This window comes from Streptomyces rectiviolaceus, from assembly GCF_039533825.1.
In the GTDB taxonomy this organism is placed as follows: Bacteria; Actinomycetota; Actinomycetes; order Streptomycetales; family Streptomycetaceae; genus Streptomyces; species Streptomyces rectiviolaceus.
On record NZ_BAAAUG010000022.1, the window covers coordinates 1 to 17,766 of the forward strand.

Consider the following 17,766-nt stretch of genomic DNA (forward strand, 5'->3'; position numbering starts at 1 on the left):
GGCAGGCAGATGATGCGGGCCGCGCGAGCCGCGTGGCCCGAGCCCTCGCTGGACCAGCTGGCCGCCGCCCGGCCCAAGGGGGCGCACCAGCCCGTCGTTCTCGGTCTTGCCGCGCGGGCGGCGGGTCTCGGCGCGCAGGACGCCGCGTACTGCTCCGCGTACGAGTGCGTCAGCGGGCCCGCGACGGCGACCGTGCGGTTGCTGAGCCTCGACCCGTTCGACGCGACGGGTGTGCTGGCCCGGCTGGCACCTGAGCTGGACCTCGTCGCTCGGGCGGCGGCGGATGCGGCGAGGGAGGCACTGGCCGACGGGATCGACGCGCTGCCCGCGGCGTCCGCGCCGCTGCTGGAGATCGGAGCGGAGGCGCATGCGGCCTGGCCTGCGCGGTTGTTCGCGTCCTAGCGAGACTTCGGCCTCCCTTCGCGAGCCACCGGCACCAAAGCCCCCTGGCCCAGGGCGAAATGAACTGCTGAACCACAGAGGAGTCGTACATGCATCTCGATCACTCCCACGACGAGTCCGCCGCCGTGAGCGCCGACGCCCACCGCCCCGACGGGCGTCGGCGCGCGCTGCGGATCGGGCTCGGTGGGCCCGTCGGTTCCGGCAAGACCGCCACCGTCGCCGCGCTCTGCAAGGAGCTGCGGGACGAGCGGTCACTCGCCGTCGTCACGAACGACATCTACACCCGCGAGGACGCCGAGTTCCTGCTGCGCGAGGCCGTCCTGCCGCCCGAGCGGATCACCGCCGTGGAGACCGGCGCCTGTCCGCACACCGCGATCCGTGACGACATCTCCGCCAACCTGGAGGCCGTGGAGGACCTCGAGGACGAGGTCGGGCCGCTGGACCTGATCCTCGTCGAGTCCGGCGGGGACAACCTCACCGCCACCTTCTCCAAGGGGCTCGTCGACGCGCAGATCTTCGTCATCGACGTGGCGGGCGGCGACGACATACCCCGCAAGGGCGGCCCCGGCGTCACCACGGCCGACCTCCTCGTCGTCAACAAGACCGACCTCGCCCCGCACGTCGGCTCCGATCTCGCCCGGATGGCCGCGGACGCCAAGGCCCAGCGTGCCGAACTGCCCGTCATCTTCCAGTCGCTGAGGTCGGACGAGGGCGTCGGGCCCGTCGCCGCCTGGGTGCGCGCCCAGTACGCCGCCTGGACCGCGTCCGCATGACCGTGCACGCCGTCGCGGCATCCGGGGTGCGCGGCACCGCCCGCATCACCGCGCGAGGCAACGGGCGGGGCGGCACCGTCCTGCCCGTGCTCGACGGAGAGGGGCCGCTCGCCCCGCGCCGCACCCGGTCGGCCGGAACAGGCGCCCAGGTCACCCTCGTCGGGGCGATGAGCGGCCCCCTCGGCGGCGATCACCTCACCGTCGAGGCCGCCGCCCACGACGGTGCCCGGCTGCGCATCGGCTCGGCCGCCGCCACGCTCGCCCTGCCGGGGCAGGCGAAGGAGGCGGCGCGGTACGACGTGCGGATCGCCGTCGGTGACGACGCGGAACTGCACTGGCTGCCCGAGCAGTTGATCTCCGTACGCGACAGCGATCTGCGGGTCACCACGCGGGCCGAGCTCGCCGGGAGCGCGAGCCTCGTGCTGCGGGAGGAGCAGGTGCTCGGGCGGACCGGCGAAGAGGCGGGGCGCCTCACCAGCCGTCTCACCGTGCGCCGCGCCGGAAGGCTCCTCCTCGACCAGGAGCTCTCCTGCGGGCCCGGCGCGCCCGGCGGGTGGGACGGTCCCGCGGTCCTGGCGGGGCATCGCGCGATCGGGCAACTCGTTGTCGTACGCCCGGAGTTCGAGCACAACCGGCCCGAGCCCACGCTGCTCGGCGACGGAGCCGCGCTGACCCCGCTCGCCGGGCCCGCCGTGCTAGTCACCGCCGTCGCCCCCGACGCCCTGCGCATCCGCCGCATCCTCGACGCGGCGCTGCGCACACTCACGTGAACAGGGGCATAACCGCTCAGCGGAGTTCCCTGCACCGTCTATCGGATTGGTAAAGAAACACCTGCCCGGTCTGTCGCACTGAACCCGATGACCGACAGGATCCTCCTACTGTTCGAAAATCGACAGGGAAATCGACAGGGGGAGGAACCAGTTGAGACGCACCACAGCATTCGGCGCCGCCGGCACGCTGATCACGGGCTCGCTCATAGCGGGCGCGATCATGGCGCCGGTTGCCAATGCCGACGCCCGTCAGGGCAGCGGCAGCGCTGACGCCCGTCAGCGCACAAGCTCCGAGGCGCGCGGTGTCGCGCTCGCCGCGCAGCGTGCCGCCAAGTCCGGCATCGACTGGCAGGCGTGCCCCGCCGACTGGGGTCTGGACAAGGCGATCAAGTGCGGCTGGGTCACCGTCCCGCTCGATTACGCCAAGCCCAACGGCAAGAAGATCAAGCTTGCCGTCGACCGCATCGGCAGCACCGGGACGAAGGAGGAGCGCCAGGGCGCTCTTCTCTACAACCCGGGTGGCCCCGGCGCCTCCGGACTCCGCTTCCCCAACCGCGTCGTCACCAAGGCGAAGCTCTGGGAGAAGACGGCGAAGGCGTACGACTTCGTGGGCTTCGAGCCGCGCGGTGTCGGTCACTCGGCGCCCATCTCCTGTGTGGACCCGCAGGAGTTCGTCAAGGCACCCAAGCTGGACCCGGTGCCGGACTCCGAGGCGGACAAGCGCGCCCAGCGCAAGCTCGCCGCCGAGTACGCGGACGGCTGCGCCGAGCGCAGCGGCGAGATGCTGCCGCACATGACGACGCCGAACACCGCACGTGACCTGGACGTCATCCGGGCCGCGCTCGGCGAGAAGAAGCTGAACTTCCTCGGCGTCTCCTACGGCACCTACCTCGGCGCTGTCTACGGGACGCTGTTCCCGACGCACGTGCGCCGCATGGTCGTCGACTCGGTGGTCAACCCCTCGAAGAAGAAGATCTGGTACGAGGCCAACCTCGACCAGGACGTCGCCTTCGAGGTCCGCCTCAAGGACTGGATGAAGTGGGTCGCCAAGTACGACGCCACCTTCCACCTCGGGGACACCGCGGAGCAGGTCGCCAAGAACTGGGACAAGCTGCGCGCCGCCGCGAAGAAGGAGCCGCTGGGCGGAGTGGTCGGCCCCGCCGAACTCATCGCGTACTTCCAGAGCGCTCCGTACTACGACTCCGCCTGGGTGGAGATCGCGACGAACTTCAGCAAGTACGTCGCAGGTGACGCCAAGCCGCTGATCGAGGCAGCAAGCCCCGACCTGTCGGACACCGCGGGCAACATCGCGTCGGAGAACGGCAACGCCGTCTACACGGCCGTCGAGTGCGCGGACGCCAAGTGGCCCACCAGCTGGAAGAAGTGGGACCGCGACAACACCCGCATCCACCGTGACAACCCGTTCATGACGTGGTCCAACGCGTGGATGAACCTGCCCTGCGCGACCTGGAAGAGCAAGCAGCACGAGCCGGTCGAGGTCAAGACCGGCAAGGGCCTGCCGCCCGTCCTGATCGCCCAGGCCACCCGCGACGCGGCGACCCCGTACGAGGGCGCCGTCGAGCTGCACAAGCGGTTCAAGGGTTCGCGTCTGATCACGGAGAAGGACGCCGGTTCGCACGGCATCACGAACCTGGTCAACCCGTGCCTCAACGACCGTGTCGAGGCCTACCTGCTGACCGGCAAGCTGGACAGCAAGGACGTGACGTGCGCACCGCACGCCACGCCCAAGCCGTAGCGGCCTGCCGCTAGGCATCTGAGCAAGGGGCGACCGGGGGAACCCGGTCGCCCCTTCGCTATGCCGACCCCTTCGCTATGCCGCCTCCTGCGCGATCACGGCCCTGCGCGGCTCGGCGATCGCCTCGTAGTCAGCGGTCCGCAGCGCCAGCGAGCGGTCAAGGCGCGCCGCGTTGAAGAACAGTTCGTCGTGGGCGAGCAGCGCCGGATCCACCACCAGTTCGAGCTCGGGGTCGAAGGAGAACGGCAGGATCGTGCCGCTCACACTGCCGGCGAGCCGCTCGGCCGCCTCCTGCGTGGCGAACCCCGCGTACGTACCGCCGAGGAGCTGCTTGACGGCGTTCAGGTCGACGCGGCGGTCACCGGGCACCACCGCGAGCACATACCGCTTCGTCTTCTTGCCGATCTTCACCATCACCACGATGCACTTGGCGGCCTGCTGGAGGGTGTTGCCCCGCAGCGCGCTCACCGCCTCCGTGGCGCCCTCTTCCTCGTGCTCGATGACGCGGTACGCCGCGCCCCGCTCATCGAGCAGCCCGATCAGCTTGGTGTACAGGTTGTGTTCGCTCATGTGCAGGACCGTACGTCAGGGCTTCAACTCAGCGGCATCCGGGGGAATTTCCTCCTGCTCGCCGCGGCGGCACGCTCGGCCTCCTCCGCCTTGACGACCGCGGCGTACTTGTCGACGTACTCCTGCCCGGAGAGCCCGAGGATGGCGTACATGATCTCGTCCGTGACCGCGCGCAGGACCGCCTTCTCGTTCTCCATGCCCGCGTAGCGCGAGAAGTCCAGCGGTGTGCCGAAGCGGATGGACACACTGCGGAAGTTCGGCACCTTCTGGCCCGGCGGCTGCGCCTCGAACGTGCCGATCATCGCGCACGGGATCACCGGCACCTGCGCCTTGAGCGCCATCGCGGCGACGCCGACCTTGCCCTTGTAGAGGCGCCCGTCGTGCGACCGTGTGCCCTCGGGATAGATGCCGAGCAGCTCTCCCTTGCGCAGCACGCCCAGGCCCTCGCGGATCGCGGCCTGGCCCGCCTCCTTGCCGGAGCGGTCCACCGGGATCTGCCCGGCGCTGTGGAAGAACGCGGCCGTGAGGCGGCCCCTGATGCCGGGTCCCGTGAAGTACTCGGCCTTCGCGAGGAAGGTGATCCGCCGCTTGATGATGGCGGGCATCAGGAAGTGGTCCGAGAACGAGAGGTGATTGCCCGCCACGATCGCCGCGCCGGATTCCGGTATGTGCTCGAGCCCCTCGATGCGCGGCCGGAACATGAGCCGCAGCAGCGGCCCCAGGACGACGTACTTGAGCAGGTAGTAGAACACCCGTTGCTCCTTGACGTAGGTGGACCGGCCTGGGTGCTGCGTCTTCGCAGGTCACGGGTCCTCGCGCAGCGATCAGTTTAGGTGCGCCACCCCGACGGGAGAAGGGAGCGAAGCCGGGTGGCCCCGGCCCCTTCGGCTGCCGCGACCGACGGGACGCCCATCCGGACCCCGAGCCGCACTCGTACGGGTGACCGCCCGGCGTGTCGCCCGGGCGCGCGGCGGGCACGGGGGTGGCCTGGCCTCTCTCCGACGCAGCACGTCACCGTCCCAGGAGGTCCCCATGAGGTCCCGTCCCACGCCCCGCCTGCGCCCGGTCGCGGCCACCGCCGCCGCGCTGGTCTCCCTCGCCGTGGCCGCGCCGGCCCACGCGGCCGACGAAGCGGCCCCCGGCCGGTTGAGCGGCGTCTTCCTCACCGTCGCCGGGGACGACAACGCCTGGATCCGCGGGGTGCTGCTCGACTGCGTGACCCAGCGGCCCGGGCACCATCCGCACGCGGCCGAGGCCTGCGCGGCGATCGACGGGGCGGGCGGCGACTTCGACGCCCTGCCCGCGAAGTCGGGGATCTGCACCAAGCAGTACGCCCCGGTCACCGTGAGCGCGACGGGCACCCACCGAGGCAAGCCGGTCAGCTGGAACAAGACGTACGGCAACGCCTGCGAGATGGGGTACGCGACGGGCGCCGTCTTCCGCTTCTGACAGGAACCACTGACGTCCCCGGCGCCGCCGCGCACCTTTGCTCGTTGCCCGCGCGGCGCCTCAGGGGGTACTGCGCGAGAGCACCATCGCCAGCGTGAGCATTCCGACCACGACCCAGCCGAACCACAGCCAGCCGTTGCTCCCGAGCGCGACCGTGTACGCGGTCACCGCGACCAAGCCTCCGATGGTGAATACACCCATCGTCTTCGTAGAATCAGGCATCGCCCTGCCTCCTCCCGGCAGCCCCGACGCCTCGACGCCAAGACCGCGGCCTGAGACCATCCTCACCCGCGAGGACCCTTTGCCGCTAGCGCCCGCGCGCGGCCAGTGAGGCCAGATAGGCGTTGTACGCCTCCAGCTCCTTGTCACCGTCACGGTCCGCGGCCCGGTCCGTACGCCGTGCCTGGCGCTGTTCCGAGCGGTACCACTGGAAGAGCAGCGCGAGCAGCACGAGGACCGAAGGCACCTCGCTGAACGCCCAGGCGATGCCGCCCGCGGCGGTCTGATCAGCGAGGGCGTCGATCCCCAGAGAGGCGGGCGGGTTCTTGTACGTGCCCACCATCGGCTCCGACGCCATCATCAGCGCGATGCCGAAGAACGCGTGGAAGGGCATGCCCGCGAACAGCTCCAGCATCCGCATGATGTAGCCGGGCCGGTGCGGACCCGGGTCGACGCCCATGATCGGCCAGAAGAAGACCAGGCCGACCGCGAGGAAGTGCACCATCATCCCGATGTGGCCCACCTTGGACCCCATCAGGGTGTCGAAGATCGGGGTGAAGTACAGCGCGTACAGGCTGGCGATGAAGAGCGGGATGGTGAACGCGGGGTGCGTGATGATCTTCATGTAACGGCTCTGCAGGACCCACAGCAGCCACTCGCGCGGGCCCTTGTGGCCGCGGGCCGCGACCGGCAGCGCGCGCAGGGCGAGGGTGATCGGGGCGCCCATCAGGATCAGGATCGGCGAGAGCATGCTGATGATCATGTGCTGCACCATGTGCACGCTGAACATGACCATGCCGTAGTCGTTCAGCTTGGTGCACATCACCAGGAGGATGGTCAGCACGCCCACCACGAACGAGATCGTGCGGCCGACGGGCCACTTGTCCCCGCGTCGTACGAGCCGGACGACGCCCCATCCGTAGAGGGCCAGAGCCACCAGGCAGCCGACGAGGAAGAAGGGGTCGGCCGAGAGTTCGAGCCCGCGCCCCAGCGTGAACGGCGGCAGATCCATGTTCATGCCGTGCCCGCTGTGATCCATCCACTGGCTCCTGATTCGTGCGGTTGTGCGCTGTGTGTCCGCACCAGACTAGAACGGCCCCCGGACGCCGACGCGTCCGGGGGCCGTTCGTTCAGCCTTGATCTAAAGCTTGAGCTAGAGCTTGATCTAGAGGACGCACTCCGCCTCGGCGTAGCGCTCGTCCGGCACCGTCTTCAGTGTCTCGACGGCCTCGGCGAGCGGGACCATCGTGATGTCCGTGCCGCGCAGCGCCGTCATCTTGCCGAACTCGCCGCGGTGCACGGCCTCAACGGCGTGCCAGCCGAAGCGCGTTGCGAGCACGCGGTCGTACGCGGTGGGGGTGCCGCCGCGCTGGACGTGCCCGAGGATCACCGGGCGCGCCTCCTTGCCAAGACGCTGCTCCAGTTCGCCGGAGAGCCGCGTGGCGATCCCGGCGAAGCGCTCGTGGCCGTACATGTCCTTGGTGCCCTCGTCGAACTCCATCGTGCCCGCGCGAGGCTTGGCGCCCTCGGCGGCCACGACGATCGCGAACTTCTTGCCCGCGGAGAACCGTTCGCCGACCTTCTGCGCCAGTTCCTCGATGTCGAAGGGCCGCTCCGGCACGACGATCGCGTGCGCGCCCGCGGCCATGCCCGAGTGCAGAGCGATCCAGCCGGTGTGCCGGCCCATGACCTCGACGATCAGGACCCGCTGGTGCGACTCGGCGGTCGTCTTGAGGCGGTCGAGGGCTTCGGTCGCCACGCCGACCGCGGTGTCGAAGCCGAAGGTGACGTCGGTGACCGCGATGTCGTTGTCGATCGTCTTGGGTACGCCGACGATCGGCAGGCCCGCGTCCGACAGGAGCCGGGCCGCCTTCAGCGTGCCTTCGCCGCCGATCGGGATGACCGCGTCGAGGTCCAGGTCGACGAGGTGGCCCTTGGCCCGCGCGACGCCGTCGCGCAGATGCGCGGGCTGGACCCGGGAGGAGCCCAGAATCGTTCCGCCGCGCGCCAGAATGCCGCCCACCGCGTCCAGGTCGAGCTTGCGGTAGTCGCACTCGAGCAGGCCGCGCCAGCCGTCGTGGAAGCCGATGACCTCGTCGCCGTGGTCGACGACGGCACGGTGCACGACCGAGCGGATGACGGCGTTGAGACCGGGGCAGTCGCCGCCGGAGGTGAGGACACCAATGCGCATAGCCCGCCAACGTCTTTCATAAAGAGGGGCCCTCTGCTACGTGGGCCGAAGTCCGGACCACGTCGTCCGGCGGGAACCCCGCCACCCTATAGGCGGGAGGGGGCGGGGCCGCACCGGGCGTCCGACTGCTGGACTGTGCCGCTCACCTGTGCGGCAAGGGCTTCAGGCGGGCTGCTGCGCCGCGTTCATGCGCTCGGCGCGCAACGCGTCGTACCAGCGGTCGTCCGTCGGCGGCAGCGCGTTCACGTCGAGGGCCAGCTTCAGGAGCAGGTCCGCGATCAGCGGGTTGCGGGCGAGGACGGGGCCGTGCATGTAGGTGCCGAAGACGGTGCCGTTGTACGCGCCCTCGGTGCCGTCGCCCGTGCCGTTGCCCCGGCCGAGCGTGACGCGCGCGAAGGGGCGCGCGGAGGGGCCGATGTGCGTGATGCCCTGGTGGTTCTCGAAGCCGGTCAGCGGGGGCAGGCCCAGCTGCGGGTCGATGTCGCCCAGGACGTCGCCGACGCACCGGTCGCCCTCGCCGCGCGTGGAGATCACGTCGAGCAGGCCGAGGCCCGGCTCGCGCTGGCCGAGGTCGTTGATGAACTCGTTGCCCAGGATCTGGTAGCCCGCGCACACCGAGAAGACGATGGCGCCGTTGCCCACGGCCCGCTGCAGACCGCCGTCGCGGCGCAGCCGCTCGGCCGCCAGGCGCTGCGGACGGTCCTCGCCGCCGCCGATCAGGTAGATGTCGCCGGAGGTCGGCACCGGCTGGTCGCTGCGCACGTCGTAGCGCTCGACCTGGAGGCCGCGCTGGTGGGCGCGGCGCTCCACGACCAGGGCGTTGCCCTGGTCTCCGTACGTGCTGAGCAGGTCGGGGTAGACCCACACCAGCCGCAGGCTGTTGTCGCTCATGCTCATTCGTCCCTACGAGGGTCTAGAGGGTCCGGTGGGGTCAGTTGCCGACGCGGCGGCGCAGATCCTGGAACGCGGTGTAGTTCGCGATCGTCTCGATCCGTCCGGGCGGCGCCAGCTGCACGGCCTCGTCGAGGGACTCGCAGACCCGGAAGTCCAGGCCCGCGACCTCAAGACGCACGGCGAGGTCCAGCTTGCGGTCGCCGAGCACGAAGATCGGGTGACCGGCCAGGCGCGTGTAGTCGACGTCCCACAGCCAGGAGGTGTCGGTGCCGTCGGCGCCACGGGCGTTGACGGAGAGCACCACCGGGGTGGGCGGCGGGTCGATCAGCGAAAACGTTTCGAGCCAGCCCGCGGGGTTCTTCGCGAGCAGCAGGCGCAGGTCGCGGCCCTGGAACTGCACGACGTCATAGCGTCCTGCGACGGCCTGCACCTGGTACATCCGTTCCAGGGCGACCTGCGGCGGCACGCCGAAGACGGCGGCGACGGCGGCCGACGTGGTCGCGTTCGCCTTGTTCGCCCGGCCCGGCAGCTGCAGATGGATCGGCCAGGCCGAGCCGTGCGGGTCAAGGACGTGGTCGCCGGAGAGCACCCAGCTGGGCGCTGGGCGGCGGAAACCGCACTCACCGCAGAACCAGTCGTCACCGGGGCGCTGCATCACACCGCCGCAGGAGGGGCACGACCAGGCGTCGTCCTTCCACTCCTGGCCGGCGGCCACCCACACCACGTTCGGCGACGAGGACGCCGCCCAGACGACCAGCGGGTCGTCCGCGTTCGCGATCACGACCGCCTTGGAGCCCGCGAGGCCCTCACGCCAGTTCTCCGCCATCATGCGGGTCTCGGCGGCGCGGTCCAGCTGGTCGCGCGAGAGGTTGAGCAGCGCGATCGCCTTCGGCTCCACGTCGCGGGCGACACCGGCGAGGTACTTCTCGTCGACCTCGATCACGCCGAACCTGGCGTCCGAACCGCCCGCGAGGGCCGAGGTGATCCCGGCCGGCATGTTCGCGCCGAGAGCGTTCGACACCACGGGCCCGCTGGCGCGCAGCGCCTCCGCGAGCAGCCGGGTGGTGGTCGTCTTGCCGTTCGTGGCGGAGACGAGCACCACGTCCAGGTGCGTGGCAAGACGCCCGAGCAGGTCGGGGTCGAGCTTGAGTGAGACGCGGCCGCCGATCACCGATCCGCTGCCGCGGCCCGCCGCGCGCGACACCGCCGCGGCCGCCTTGCCCGCCGTCACGGCCAGCTTGGCCCGCGGCGACAGCGGGTCCGTGTTGCCTGCCATCAGTTCTGGATCCTCCTTGCGTACGGCGCCGCGTCTGCCCCCGGCAACGCGATGAACCTCAGCCTATCGAGATCCATTGTCAAGGCCGAACCGCGGCACCACCCCGACCCCGGGGCTCTCCAAGGACCGTACCCTTGCGGCCATGCGAAGCGGCTCGATCCCGGGCGCCTCAGGGCGCGTACGACCTCTGACACTGCTCGGTGACCCCGTGCTGCACAAGCCCTGCGAGGAGGTCACCGACTTCGGCCCCGAACTGGCCCGGCTCATCGAGGACATGTACGCCACGATGTACGCCGCCCAGGGCGTGGGTCTTGCCGCCAACCAGATCGGCGTGAATCAGCGGGTCTTCGTGTACGACTGCCCGGACGACGACGATGTGCGTCACCTCGGGTACGTGGTGAACCCGCGCCTCGTGGAGGTGGACGGGGTCAGCGTGCGCGGCCCGGAGGGCTGTCTCTCGCTGCCGGGCCTCGAGGCCGCCACGCCGCGCTTCGACCACACGGTGGTGGAGGGCTCCGACAGGCTCGGTCAGCCGGTGCGGGTGCACGGAACCGGCTGGTTCGCGCGCTGCCTGCAGCACGAGTTCGACCACTTGGAAGGCGGCGTCTACACCGATCACGTCACGGGCTGGCGGCGGCGCAGGGTGCTGCGGGCCGCCGCCAAGGCGTCCTGGAGCAGCTGACCCTCAGCTGCCGACGGGCCCTCAGAACCCGGGGCCGCCGACGCGGTTGCCGGCCGCGGCGAGCCGTCCCCACAGCAGATCGGCCAGGCTGCTCACCAACTCCGCGCGCGAGCACGGCCGTTCGCCCAGCCACCAGTCGCCGGCCGCGTGCATCATGCCGACGATGCCGTGCCCCCACACGCGGGCGAGCTGCGCACTGCCGGGACCGAGGTCGATCCGCTCCTCGATGACCTGCGCCAGCTCCTCACCCATGCGGCGAAGGACAGGGGCGGAGTGCAGGCCCACGTCGAAGCCCTGCTCGCCGGGGGCGGCGCCGTCCGAGGGGTGCATGAGGAAGCGGTAGACCTGCGGGCGGGCCTCGATCGCCGCGAGGTAGGTGTCCAGGGTCTGCTCGACGCGCTCCCTGCGCTCGGCCGGGGCGTCCAGGGCGGCGCGCAGCGATTCGAGGAGCGCGTCCGTGTGCCGCTTGGCGAGCGCGGCGTACAGTCCGCCCTTGTCGCCGAAGTGCCGGTACAGGATCGGCTTGGTGATGCCGGCCTCCGCGGCGATGGCGTTCATCGAGGCACCGGGGCCGTCGCGCAGCACCACCCGGTCGGCGGCCTCCAGCAACTCGCGCCGCCGGCGCTCGGCAGACCGCTGCTGATCGGTCTGCGGTGTGGTGGTCTCCATAGCGTTTCTCTCCCCGCCCGTGCGATTGCGTGACGCACGCGCAACGTAACACCCCGCGCTCGGCGCCCATCGAACGGGCGGCCGGGAGTTGACATCGGCTACCGGCCGGTAACAGACTCCAGTTACCGCAAGTAACGTATGTCTTCACCGCACGTCCTGGAGGGGTCATGGCCGAGTTCACCATGGAGCTCAACGACGAACAGAAGGAGGTCCGGGACTGGCTCCACGGGTTCGCCGCTGATGTGATCCGTCCTGCGGCCGCCGAGTGGGACGAGCGTGAAGAGACCCCGTGGCCCATCATTCAGGAGGCCTCGAAGCTGGGGATCTACTCCCTGGACTTCTACGCCCAGCAGTTCTTCGATCCCACCGGCCTCGGCATCCCGATGGTGACGGAGGAGATCTTCTGGGGTGACGCGGGCATCGGCCTGTCCATCATGGGCACGGGCCTGGCCGCCGTCGGCGTCCTCGCCAACGGCACCGAGGAGCAGATCGGCACCTGGATCCCGCAGATGTACGGCGACGTGAACGACGTCAAGGTCGCCGCCTTCTGCTCCTCCGAGCCCGACGCGGGCTCGGACGTGGCGGCGATGCGCACCCGCGCCGTCTACGACGCGGCCAAGGACGAGTGGGTCCTCAACGGCACCAAGACCTGGGCGACCAATGGCGGCATAGCCAACGTCCACGTCGTCGTCGCGGTCGTCGACGCGGAGCTGGGCTCCAAGGGGCACGCCTCCTTCATCGTCCCGCCGAACACTCCCGGCCTCTCTCAGGGCCAGAAGTTCAAGAAGCACGGCATCCGCGCCTCGCACACCGCCGAGGTCGTCCTGGAGGACGTCCGCGTCCCCGGCCACTGCCTGCTCGGCGGCAAGGAGAAGCTGGACGAGCGCCTCGCCCGTGCCAGGGAGCGCGCCAAGACCGGCGGCGAGCGCGTGAAGAACGCCGCGATGGCCACCTTCGAGGCGTCCCGCCCGGCGGTGGGCGCCATGGCCGTGGGTACGGCGCGTGCCGCGTACGAAGAGGCCCTGGAGTACGCCAAGACGCGTACGCAGTTCGGTCGCCCGATCATCGACAACCAGGGCGTCGCCTTCCAGCTCGCCGACATGGCTACGCAGATCGACGCGGCCCGTCTGCTCGTCTGGCGCGCCTCGTGGATGGCGAGCACGGGCAAGAAGTTCGAGTCGGCCGAGGGCTCCATGTCGAAGCTGTACGCGAGCGAGGTCGCCAAGAAGGTCACCGCGCAGGCGGTGCAGATCCTCGGCGGCAACGGTTTCACGCGTGAGTACCCGGTGGAGCGGATGCACCGTGACGCCGCGATCTACACGATCTTCGAGGGCACGAGCGAGATCCAGCGTCTGGTGATCGCGCGTACGTTGTCGGGGATGCCGATCCGCTAGCGCGCAGCCCGTACGCGAAGCATCTGCCGAAAGCATCCGCCCCTGTCGCTCTTGCGGCAGGGGCGGTTTTTCGTGTGCCTCCCGGCTCCCGCCGTCCGGGGGATAGGTAGGCAGACTTGCAAGGTTACCTGTCTACCTCCTACGGTGGCGCACATGAGCGCACCCTCTGACGACTCGACTCCCGAGCAGATCGCCGCCGATCTGTCGAACGTCGTCCGGCGGCTCGTGCGGCGCCTGCGCGGCGTGACACCGGCGACCGGACTCAGCCCCTCCCAGCGTTCCGTGCTCGCCCGCCTCGACCACGCGGGCCCCGCCACCACCGCGGGCCTGGCCCGCGCGGAGCTGGTCCGGCCCCAGTCCATGCGGCTGACCGTGGGCGCGCTTGAGGACATGGGACTCATCGAGCGGGCTCCCGATCCCGACGACGGGCGGCAGTCCGTCGTCTCCGTGACCGATCAGGGGCATCGCACCCTCACCGACATGCGGGCCGCCAAGCACGACTGGCTCTCGACGGCCCTCGCCGACGGACTCGACCCGGCGGAGCGCCGCCAACTGGCCGATGCCATCGTGCTGTTGGAGCGGTTGGTGCAGAAGTGAGGACGGAGTCGGACGCCCCGGCCCGCCCGGCGCCGGGCAAGCTTCCCGCCTTCGGGACCCGGCTCACCGCACCCCATCGGCCGCAACCACGCCCTTGCCCGCACCTATCTGCGGCACGGCCTGAGCTACCTCGTTGTGTACTGCGTGATGTACGGCTTCACCCAGTGGCTGGAGGAGGCCCGCGGCTTCTCGTCCCTGCACACCAGGCTCGTCATGCTCCCCATGTCCCTTGCCGCGCTGGCCTGTTCACTGCTCGGCGCCCGTACGAAGGGCATCCGCGCCCCGCTGAGCATCGCCGCCGTCCTCCTCGTCGTGGGCGGCACGCTGCTCCTGTTCACCTCGGGCGGCACGCCGCTCGCGGGGCTGCAGCGTACGGCCCAGTACATCGGCGCCATCGCCGCGTCCGGCCTGATCGGCCTCGCCTACGGGCAGCGGGCCGACGACGCCGGACTGCACCTCATGGCCGCGGTCGGCACCGTCCTCGCGCTCGCGCTGGCCGTCCTGACCCTCACGGACCGGGCCTTGCGCGCCCGCCCCTGACCAACTCCCGAGCCCCACCCCCGTAGGAAAGAGATCTGAACCATGACCGCCACCACCCTCGACCCCACCACGGCCCTCGTCCTCGTCGACCTCCAGAAGGGCATCACCGCCCTGCCCACGGCCCACCCCTCCGCGGAGATCGTCGAACGCTCCGCCCGCCTCGCCGACGCCTTCCGCGAGCGCGGCCTGCCCGTCGTCCTGGTCCGGGTCACCGGCGGCGCCCCCGGCCGCACCGAAGGCCCCGTCCGCGGCGGCGATGTGCCCGCAGACTGGGCGGACCTGGTCCCCGAACTCGGCCGCCAGGACAGCGACATCGTCGTCACCAAGCAGCAGTGGGGCGCCTTCTACGGCACCGACCTCGACCTCCGGCTGCGCCGCCGGGGCGTCACCCAGGTCGTGGTCGCCGGCATCGCGACGAGCATCGGCGTGGAGTCGACGGCCCGCGCTGCACACGAGCACGGCTACCACGTCACGGTCGCCGTCGACGCGGTGACCGACATGGACGCCGACGCACACCGCAACAGCATCGAGAAGATCTTCCCGAGGCTCGGCGAGACGGACACGGCGGAGGCGATCACGAAGCTGCTGTGAGCGGGTTCTACGGCTGGTACACGTACGGCGTCGTCACGCTCAGCTGCACGAACCCCAGGCGCCGCAGGATCGGGCGGCTGTCGTCGGAGGCGTCCACCTGGAGGTAGCGGTAGCCGCGGTCGGCGGCGATGCGGGCGCGGTGGGCGACCAGGGCGCGGTAGATGCCCTTGCCCCGCCACCGGGGTGCGGTGCCGCCGCCCCACAGACCCGCGAAGTCGGTGCCGGGGCAAAGCTCCATCCGGGCCGAGCTCACCGGCACGTCGCCCGCCATCGCGACCACCGCGACGATGGTGTCCGGGGTCTCGGTCAGCTGGGTGAGGACCCGCTTGGCCAGGCGTTCGCCGAGCCCCGAGCCGTCCGCGCCGAACGCCACATCGTGGGCGTCCGCCATCAGCCGCACGCCGGCCGCGTCCGTCACAGGGAACAGCCGGACCCCCTCGGGCAGTTGGGGCTCGGTGGGCAGGCCGGCGACCTCGGCCACCATCACGGTCTCCGGCGGTTCGGGGACGAAACCCGCCGCCCGCAGTCGGTCGGCGAGGTCGGCCGGGCGGTCGTGGGAGTGCAGTTTCCACTCGAACTCGCGCCCGGCAGACGTGTAGTACCGCACCTGCTCGGCGATGACGGCGTCCGCCGTGGACGCGTCGACGTCCGCCCAGTGGACGCCGTTCCAGTCATGCTCCGCGCCGATCTGCCGGACGACGGCCCCGGCGCGTTCGACGCGCGCGCCGGGGCTGTCCGTCTGTGCGTCTCGCCGGATCTGCCGGTCGTACCTCGCCAGTACCGCTTCGTGATCCAGTTCGTGGTCCAGTTCGCGATCCAGTTCGTGATTCATGCGGGCACTTCAGCAGCGGTGGTGGGGCGCGGCAACCCAATTACCGCTGGTGGCGCTCCAGTTCCACCGCCGGGAGCAGCCGCCGCAGCCAGGACGGCAGCCACCACGCCCGGCGGCCGAGCAGCTGCATGACCGCGGGGACGATCAGGCAGCGGATCACCAGGGCGTCGAGGAGGATGGCCACCGCAAGGCCCAGACCGAACTGTTGCAGCATCCGGTCGGGGCTGAGGATGAAGGCGGCGAAGACTACGATCATGATGGCCGCGGCGGCCGTGATCACCTTGCCGGTGGCGGCCAGGCCCTCGCGGACGGCGGTCTGCGGGTCCTTCGTGCGCTCCCACTCCTCGTGGATGCGGGAGAGCAGGAAGACCTCGTAGTCCATCGAGAGCCCGAAGACGATCGCGAAGATCATGACGGGGATGAACGCCTCGATGGGCCCCGGCTCGACACCGAACCAGCCGTGCTGGAAGACGAGTGTGATCACGCCGAGCGCCGCCCCGATGCTGACGAGGTTGAGCAGCGCCGCCTTGAGGGGGATCAGGAGCGAGCGGAAGACGACCAGCAGGAGCAGCGCCGACAGGCCGACCACGATCGCGACGAACAGCGGCATGCGGTCGGCGACCGTCCGCGCGAAGTCCTCGGTCGCCGCGGTCGACCCGCCGACCAGGAACTCCGCGCCCGTCTCCCGTTCGAGAGCGGGGAGCACGTCACCGCGCAGATCGGCGACGAGGGCCGACGTCTCCTCCGCCTGGGGCGCGGTCTCCGGGAACACCATGACCGTCGAGACCGCACCGTCCCTGGTCGGGATGGGCGGGCTCGCCGCGGCGATGCCCGGCGTCTCGGTGAGAGCGCGGCGCAGCGCGGCCGCCGCGTCATCGCCCCCGTCCGCGACCACCACCAGCGGCCCGTTGAAGCCCGGACCGAAGCCCTCCGCGAGGAGGTCGTACGCCTGACGGCTGGTCGTCGACGCCCCGTCGTTGCCCGCGTCGGCGAACCCGAGGCGCAGGTCGGCCGCCGGTGCGCCGAGCGCCCCGAGCGAGACCACGGAGAGCAGCAGCGCCGCCCACGGACGCCGCTGCACCTGGCAGGCCCAGCGGCGCCAACGGGCGCCCTCCGGCGGCCTGTTCCGCTGCTCGCGCCTGGCCTCCCGCGCGGTGACGTGCCGGTGGATGCGCGTGTCGAAGACGCCGAGGAGCGCGGGAAGCAGCGTGAGCGAGGCGAGCATGGTGACAAGGACGGTCAGCGCGACCGCGAGCGCGACTCCCTGCAGCGAACCGATCCCCAGGGCGACCAGGCCCATCAGCGCGATGATGACCGTGCAGCCGGCGAAGAAGACCGTGCGCCCCGCGGCGTCCAGAGCCGTACGGGTCGCGTCCTCGGGCGTCCTGCCCTTGAGGAGCTCGCCGCGGTAGCGGGAGAAGATCAGAAGCGCGTAGTCGATGCCGACCCCGAGGCCGACCAGCATCATGATCGGCGGGGTGAAGTCGGCGACGTTCGCCAGGTGCGATGCGAGCGCGATGAGGCCGATCGAGCCTCCGACGGCGAACAGCGCGGTCACCACCGGCAGGCTCGCCGCGACCAGCGACCCGAAGAGGAAGACGAGGATGACCAGGGCGCCCAGGATGCCCGCGCCCTCGGCAGGACCGCCGCCGCTCTCCTCCGCCTCGCGGACCGCGTCACCGCCCACCGCGGTCCGAAGTCCGTCCCCCGCGATGGACTCGGCGGTGTCGATGACGCGCCGCACGTCCTCCTTCGGCACCTCGCGCGACGTGCCGTCGAGCGTGACCGTCGCGTACGCGAGCGTCCCGTCCTCGGAGACGGCCGCCCGGTCCTCGTACGGGCTGCGCACATCGGCGACGCCCGGGAGCCCCGCCACCTTGTCGAGCATCGGTTCGACCCGCTCGCGCGCCGAGCCGATCCCCGCACCGTCCTTGAGGACGATCTGCACGCTGTCGCCGGCCTGCGCCGCGCCGTGCTTCTCCAGAAGGGTCTGCGCGGCCTGCGAATCGGTGCCCGGGAGCGAGAAGTCGTTGTGGTAGTCGCTGCCGACCAGGCCCGCGACGGCGGTGACGCCGATGACCAGGGCGGCCCACAGCGACAGGGCCCGCCACTGGTGGCGGTGCGAGAAGACGGCCAGGCGCTCGAACACACCGGCTCGGCG

General features: G+C 70.9%; 19 protein-coding genes and 1 pseudogene. 10 read left to right on the forward strand and 10 right to left on the reverse strand.

All coding sequences use genetic code 11. From position 1 onward, the window contains the following. The 4 genes from ABD378_RS05730 to ABD378_RS05745 all read left to right on the forward strand — a co-directional run. The coding region (locus ABD378_RS05730) for an urease accessory UreF family protein (RefSeq protein ID WP_344519309.1) at positions 1-402 on the forward strand (402 nt) is incomplete at its 5' end. 89 nt (positions 403-491) lie between these two features. Then, positions 492-1,175 (forward strand): urease accessory protein UreG, encoded by a 684-nt coding sequence (ureG, locus tag ABD378_RS05735; protein ID WP_344519310.1) that lies wholly within the window; start codon positions 492-494, stop codon positions 1,173-1,175. Continuing rightward, positions 1,172-1,945 carry an urease accessory protein UreD gene (locus ABD378_RS05740; RefSeq protein ID WP_344519311.1) on the forward strand — a complete coding sequence of 258 codons (774 nt, stop codon included), beginning with the start codon at positions 1,172-1,174 and terminating at the stop codon, positions 1,943-1,945. Before ureG ends, ABD378_RS05740 begins: the two co-directional genes overlap by 4 nt. Positions 1,946-2,096: 151 nt before the next feature. Continuing rightward, complete coding sequence (locus tag ABD378_RS05745; RefSeq protein ID WP_344519312.1) at positions 2,097-3,701, forward strand: alpha/beta hydrolase; 1,605 nt, start codon at positions 2,097-2,099, stop codon at positions 3,699-3,701. A gap of 75 nt (positions 3,702-3,776) precedes the next feature. Here the strand turns inward: ABD378_RS05745 and ABD378_RS05750 are convergent, their stop codons facing one another. After that, positions 3,777-4,271, reverse strand: coding sequence for a YbaK/EbsC family protein (locus ABD378_RS05750; protein ID WP_344519313.1), 495 nt, complete (start codon positions 4,269-4,271; stop codon positions 3,777-3,779). Between the two features lie 23 nt (positions 4,272-4,294). Then, positions 4,295-5,023 carry a lysophospholipid acyltransferase family protein gene (locus ABD378_RS05755; protein ID WP_344519314.1) on the reverse strand — a complete coding sequence of 243 codons (729 nt, stop codon included), beginning with the start codon at positions 5,021-5,023 and terminating at the stop codon, positions 4,295-4,297. A gap of 280 nt (positions 5,024-5,303) precedes the next feature. Between ABD378_RS05755 and ABD378_RS05760 the strand changes: the two genes are divergently transcribed. Continuing rightward, the gene (locus tag ABD378_RS05760) at positions 5,304-5,720 is read left to right on the forward strand and encodes an SSI family serine proteinase inhibitor (protein WP_344519315.1); all 417 of its coding nucleotides are present in this window, start codon (positions 5,304-5,306) and stop codon (positions 5,718-5,720) included. Positions 5,721-5,780: 60 nt separating this feature from the next. Here ABD378_RS05760 and ABD378_RS05765 read toward each other — a convergent pair whose 3' ends face one another. From ABD378_RS05765 to ABD378_RS05785, 5 genes are all read right to left on the reverse strand, one after another. Next, complete coding sequence (locus tag ABD378_RS05765; RefSeq protein WP_344519316.1) at positions 5,781-5,942, reverse strand: hypothetical protein; 162 nt, start codon at positions 5,940-5,942, stop codon at positions 5,781-5,783. Between the two features lie 85 nt (positions 5,943-6,027). Next, a complete protein-coding gene (locus ABD378_RS05770) occupies positions 6,028-6,978 on the reverse strand; it encodes a cytochrome c oxidase assembly protein (protein ID WP_344519317.1) in 951 nt (316 codons plus the stop codon). A gap of 126 nt (positions 6,979-7,104) precedes the next feature. Further along, a complete protein-coding gene (locus ABD378_RS05775; RefSeq protein ID WP_344519318.1) occupies positions 7,105-8,130 on the reverse strand; it encodes a 6-phosphofructokinase in 1,026 nt (341 codons plus the stop codon). 162 nt (positions 8,131-8,292) lie between these two features. Next, positions 8,293-9,021: a type 1 glutamine amidotransferase gene (locus ABD378_RS05780; RefSeq protein ID WP_344519319.1), complete on the reverse strand. Its 729-nt coding sequence runs from the start codon at positions 9,019-9,021 to the stop codon at positions 8,293-8,295. Between the two features lie 40 nt (positions 9,022-9,061). Further along, positions 9,062-10,300, reverse strand: coding sequence for a MurT ligase domain-containing protein (locus ABD378_RS05785; RefSeq protein WP_344519320.1), 1,239 nt, complete (start codon positions 10,298-10,300; stop codon positions 9,062-9,064). A gap of 142 nt (positions 10,301-10,442) precedes the next feature. Here ABD378_RS05785 and def point away from each other — a divergent pair, with 142 nt between their 5' ends. Further along, positions 10,443-10,982, forward strand: a complete 540-nt coding sequence (gene def, locus ABD378_RS05790; RefSeq protein WP_344519321.1) for a peptide deformylase — start codon at positions 10,443-10,445, stop codon at positions 10,980-10,982. A 21-nt stretch (positions 10,983-11,003) separates the two neighbouring features. On the opposite strand, the gene ABD378_RS05795 is transcribed toward def, so the two are convergent. Continuing rightward, the gene (locus ABD378_RS05795) at positions 11,004-11,651 is read right to left on the reverse strand and encodes a TetR/AcrR family transcriptional regulator (RefSeq protein WP_344519322.1); all 648 of its coding nucleotides are present in this window, start codon (positions 11,649-11,651) and stop codon (positions 11,004-11,006) included. A gap of 167 nt (positions 11,652-11,818) precedes the next feature. Here ABD378_RS05795 and ABD378_RS05800 point away from each other — a divergent pair, with 167 nt between their 5' ends. The 4 genes and pseudogenes from ABD378_RS05800 (at position 11,819) to ABD378_RS05815 (ending at position 14,773) form a co-directional block, all read left to right on the forward strand. Then, positions 11,819-13,045, forward strand: coding sequence for an acyl-CoA dehydrogenase family protein (locus tag ABD378_RS05800; RefSeq protein WP_344519324.1), 1,227 nt, complete (start codon positions 11,819-11,821; stop codon positions 13,043-13,045). Positions 13,046-13,198: 153 nt separating this feature from the next. After that, positions 13,199-13,642, forward strand: coding sequence for a MarR family winged helix-turn-helix transcriptional regulator (locus ABD378_RS05805; protein WP_344519326.1), 444 nt, complete (start codon positions 13,199-13,201; stop codon positions 13,640-13,642). Positions 13,643-13,726: 84 nt separating this feature from the next. After that, a pseudogene (locus ABD378_RS05810) lies at positions 13,727-14,182 on the forward strand (MFS transporter); the annotation flags it as partial. A gap of 42 nt (positions 14,183-14,224) precedes the next feature. Continuing rightward, positions 14,225-14,773, forward strand: a complete 549-nt coding sequence (locus tag ABD378_RS05815; protein ID WP_344519327.1) for an isochorismatase family protein — start codon at positions 14,225-14,227, stop codon at positions 14,771-14,773. A gap of 7 nt (positions 14,774-14,780) precedes the next feature. Here the strand turns inward: ABD378_RS05815 and ABD378_RS05820 are convergent, their stop codons facing one another. Together ABD378_RS05820 and ABD378_RS05825 are read right to left on the reverse strand one after the other, a co-directional pair. After that, on the reverse strand, positions 14,781-15,569 hold the full coding sequence (locus ABD378_RS05820) for a GNAT family N-acetyltransferase (RefSeq protein WP_344519742.1): 789 nt from the start codon (positions 15,567-15,569) through the stop codon (positions 14,781-14,783). Between the two features lie 76 nt (positions 15,570-15,645). After that, positions 15,646-17,754 (reverse strand): MMPL family transporter, encoded by a 2,109-nt coding sequence (locus ABD378_RS05825; RefSeq protein WP_344519744.1) that lies wholly within the window; start codon positions 17,752-17,754, stop codon positions 15,646-15,648. Between the last annotated feature and the right edge of the window lie 12 nt (positions 17,755-17,766).

What these genes read in the sequence shown, in the direction of transcription:
- ureG (WP_344519310.1), top strand. Translation starts at nt 492, where the DNA reads ATGCATCTCGATCACTCCCACGACGAGTCCGCCGCCGTGAGCGCCGAC.
- ABD378_RS05740 (WP_344519311.1), top strand. Translation starts at nt 1,172, where the DNA reads ATGACCGTGCACGCCGTCGCGGCATCCGGGGTGCGCGGCACCGCCCGC.
- ABD378_RS05750 (WP_344519313.1), bottom strand. Translation starts at nt 4,271, where the DNA reads ATGAGCGAACACAACCTGTACACCAAGCTGATCGGGCTGCTCGATGAG.
- ABD378_RS05760 (WP_344519315.1), top strand. Translation starts at nt 5,304, where the DNA reads ATGAGGTCCCGTCCCACGCCCCGCCTGCGCCCGGTCGCGGCCACCGCC.
- ABD378_RS05765 (WP_344519316.1), bottom strand. Translation starts at nt 5,942, where the DNA reads ATGCCTGATTCTACGAAGACGATGGGTGTATTCACCATCGGAGGCTTG.
- ABD378_RS05770 (WP_344519317.1), bottom strand. Translation starts at nt 6,978, where the DNA reads ATGGATCACAGCGGGCACGGCATGAACATGGATCTGCCGCCGTTCACG.
- ABD378_RS05775 (WP_344519318.1), bottom strand. Translation starts at nt 8,130, where the DNA reads ATGCGCATTGGTGTCCTCACCTCCGGCGGCGACTGCCCCGGTCTCAAC.
- ABD378_RS05780 (WP_344519319.1), bottom strand. Translation starts at nt 9,021, where the DNA reads ATGAGCGACAACAGCCTGCGGCTGGTGTGGGTCTACCCCGACCTGCTC.
- ABD378_RS05785 (WP_344519320.1), bottom strand. Translation starts at nt 10,300, where the DNA reads ATGGCAGGCAACACGGACCCGCTGTCGCCGCGGGCCAAGCTGGCCGTG.
- def (WP_344519321.1), top strand. Translation starts at nt 10,443, where the DNA reads ATGCGAAGCGGCTCGATCCCGGGCGCCTCAGGGCGCGTACGACCTCTG.
- ABD378_RS05795 (WP_344519322.1), bottom strand. Translation starts at nt 11,651, where the DNA reads ATGGAGACCACCACACCGCAGACCGATCAGCAGCGGTCTGCCGAGCGC.
- ABD378_RS05800 (WP_344519324.1), top strand. Translation starts at nt 11,819, where the DNA reads ATGGCCGAGTTCACCATGGAGCTCAACGACGAACAGAAGGAGGTCCGG.
- ABD378_RS05805 (WP_344519326.1), top strand. Translation starts at nt 13,199, where the DNA reads ATGAGCGCACCCTCTGACGACTCGACTCCCGAGCAGATCGCCGCCGAT.
- ABD378_RS05815 (WP_344519327.1), top strand. Translation starts at nt 14,225, where the DNA reads ATGACCGCCACCACCCTCGACCCCACCACGGCCCTCGTCCTCGTCGAC.